Origin of the sequence: Streptomyces doebereineriae (genome assembly GCF_031845645.1) — a bacterium.
Taxonomy (GTDB): domain Bacteria; phylum Actinomycetota; class Actinomycetes; order Streptomycetales; family Streptomycetaceae; genus Streptomyces; species Streptomyces canus.
This window is the reverse complement of sequence record NZ_JAVREZ010000049.1, coordinates 1-3,404: the sequence shown is the minus strand read 5'-3', so window position 1 is coordinate 3,404 and position 3,404 is coordinate 1. Positions and strand designations below refer to the sequence as shown.

Here is a 3,404-nt window from a genome sequence, read left to right as displayed (position 1 = left end):
ACGGTCGTTGCCTCAGAACTAACACAGTGGACGCGAGCAAATATGGACAAGCCCTCGGCCTATTAGTACCGGTCACCTCCACCCATTACTGGGCTTCCAGATCCGGCCTATCAACCCAGTCGTCTACTGGGAGCCTTAACCCCTCAAAGGGGGTGGGAATACTCATCTCGAAGCAGGCTTCCCGCTTAGATGCTTTCAGCGGTTATCCCTCCCGAACGTAGCCAACCAGCCATGCCCTTGGCAGAACAACTGGCACACCAGAGGTTCGTCCGTCCCGGTCCTCTCGTACTAGGGACAGCCCTTCTCAATATTCCTGCGCGCGCAGCGGATAGGGACCGAACTGTCTCACGACGTTCTAAACCCAGCTCGCGTACCGCTTTAATGGGCGAACAGCCCAACCCTTGGGACCGACTCCAGCCCCAGGATGCGACGAGCCGACATCGAGGTGCCAAACCATCCCGTCGATATGGACTCTTGGGGAAGATCAGCCTGTTATCCCCGGGGTACCTTTTATCCGTTGAGCGACGGCGCTTCCACAAGCCACCGCCGGATCACTAGTCCCGACTTTCGTCCCTGCTCGACCCGTCGGTCTCACAGTCAAGCTCCCTTGTGCACTTACACTCAACACCTGATTGCCAACCAGGCTGAGGGAACCTTTGGGCGCCTCCGTTACTCTTTAGGAGGCAACCGCCCCAGTTAAACTACCCATCAGACACTGTCCCTGATCCGGATCACGGACCCAGGTTAGACATCCAGCACGACCAGACTGGTATTTCAACGACGACTCCACAACCACTGGCGTGGCCGCTTCAAAGTCTCCCAGCTATCCTACACAAGCCGAACCGAACACCAATATCAAACTGTAGTAAAGGTCCCGGGGTCTTTCCGTCCTGCTGCGCGAAACGAGCATCTTTACTCGTAGTGCAATTTCACCGGGCCTATGGTTGAGACAGTCGAGAAGTCGTTACGCCATTCGTGCAGGTCGGAACTTACCCGACAAGGAATTTCGCTACCTTAGGATGGTTATAGTTACCACCGCCGTTTACTGGCGCTTAAGTTCTCAGCTTCGCCCGACCGAAATCGGACTAACCGGTCCCCTTAACGTTCCAGCACCGGGCAGGCGTCAGTCCGTATACATCGCCTTACGGCTTCGCACGGACCTGTGTTTTTAGTAAACAGTCGCTTCTCGCTGGTCTCTGCGGCCACCCCCAGCTCGAGGAGCAAGTCCTCTCACCAGTGATGGCCCCCCTTCTCCCGAAGTTACGGGGGCATTTTGCCGAGTTCCTTAACCATAGTTCACCCGAACGCCTCGGTATTCTCTACCTGACCACCTGAGTCGGTTTAGGGTACGGGCCGCCATGAAACTCGCTAGAGGCTTTTCTCGACAGCATAGGATCATCCACTTCACCACAATCGGCTCGGCATCAGGTCTCAGACTATTGCCAGGCGGATTTACCTACCTGACGTCCTACACCCTTACCCCGGGACAACCACCGCCCGGGCTGGACTACCTTCCTGCGTCACCCCATCACTCACCTACTGCAAGTCTGGTTCGCCGGCTCCACCACTTTCCTTTCCCCGAAGGGTCCGGAACGGCTTCACGGACTTAGCATCGCCTGGTTCAGTGTTTGACGCTTCACAGCGGGTACCGGAATATCAACCGGTTATCCATCGACTACGCCTGTCGGCCTCGCCTTAGGTCCCGACTTACCCTGGGCAGATCAGCTTGACCCAGGAACCCTTAGTCAATCGGCGCACACGTTTCCCACGTGTGTATCGCTACTCATGCCTGCATTCTCACTCGTGAACCGTCCACCACTGCCTTCCGGCGCGGCTTCACCCGGCACACGACGCTCCCCTACCCATCCATACAGGCGTTGGCCCTATTGTATGAATGACACGACTTCGGCGGTACGCTTGAGCCCCGCTACATTGTCGGCGCGGAATCACTAGACCAGTGAGCTATTACGCACTCTTTCAAGGGTGGCTGCTTCTAAGCCAACCTCCTGGTTGTCTCTGCGACTCCACATCCTTTCCCACTTAGCGTACGCTTAGGGGCCTTAGTCGATGCTCTGGGCTGTTTCCCTCTCGACCATGGAGCTTATCCCCCACAGTCTCACTGCCGCGCTCTCACTTACCGGCATTCGGAGTTTGGCTAAGGTCAGTAACCCGGTAGGGCCCATCGCCTATCCAGTGCTCTACCTCCGGCAAGAAACACACGACGCTGCACCTAAATGCATTTCGGGGAGAACCAGCTATCACGGAGTTTGATTGGCCTTTCACCCCTAACCACAGGTCATCCCCCAGGTTTTCAACCCTGGTGGGTTCGGTCCTCCACGAAGTCTTACCTCCGCTTCAACCTGCCCATGGCTAGATCACTCCGCTTCGGGTCTTGAGCGTGCTACTCAAACGCCCTATTAGGACTCGCTTTCGCTACGGCTACCCCACTCGGGTTAACCTCGCAACACACCGCAAACTCGCAGGCTCATTCTTCAAAAGGCACGCAGTCACGACGCATTGAGTAAACTCAATGCGCGACGCTCCCACGGCTTGTAGGCACACGGTTTCAGGTACTATTTCACTCCGCTCCCGCGGTACTTTTCACCATTCCCTCACGGTACTATCCGCTATCGGTCACCAGGGAATATTTAGGCTTAGCGGGTGGTCCCGCCAGATTCACACGGGATTTCTCGGGCCCCGTGCTACTTGGGTGTCTCTCAAACGAGCCGCTGATGTTTCGACTACGGGGGTCTTACCCTCTACGCCGGACCTTTCGCATGTCCTTCGCCTACATCAACGGTTTCTGACTCGTCTCACAGCCGGCAGACTGTAAAAGAGAGATCCCACAACCCCCACGACGCAACCCCTGCCGGGTCTCACACGTCGTAGGTTTGGCCTCATCCGGTTTCGCTCGCCACTACTCCCGGAATCACGGTTGTTTTCTCTTCCTGCGGGTACTGAGATGTTTCACTTCCCCGCGTTCCCTCCACATACCCTATGTGTTCAGGTATGGGTGACAGCCCATGACGACTGCCGGGTTTCCCCATTCGGAAACCCCCGGATCAAAGCCTGGTTGACGACTCCCCGGGGACTATCGTGGCCTCCCACGTCCTTCATCGGTTCCTGGTGCCAAGGCATCCACCGTGCGCCCTTAAAAACTTGGCCACAGATGCTCGCGTCCACTGTGCAGTTCTCAAACAACGACCAGCCACCCATCACCCCGGAGCTTCACTCCGAGTTCACTGGGGCCGGCATCGAGGGGGTTCATTCCCTCAGACACCCAACAGCGTGCCCGGCACCCCCGCCACTCGTGATCAGCTTTCCACGCTCCGAAGAGCAGTACTTGCAGCCCGAGATGACTGAGAATGCCGAATAATCAACGTTCCACCCATGAGCAACCACCG

1 rRNA gene is annotated in these 3,404 nt (G+C 56.9%); it reads right to left on the bottom strand.

The features are described from left to right. Positions 1-42 precede the first annotated feature (42 nt). Positions 43-3,165: ribosomal RNA gene (locus tag RNB18_RS50610) — 23S ribosomal RNA — on the bottom strand. Positions 3,166-3,404 lie beyond the last annotated feature (239 nt).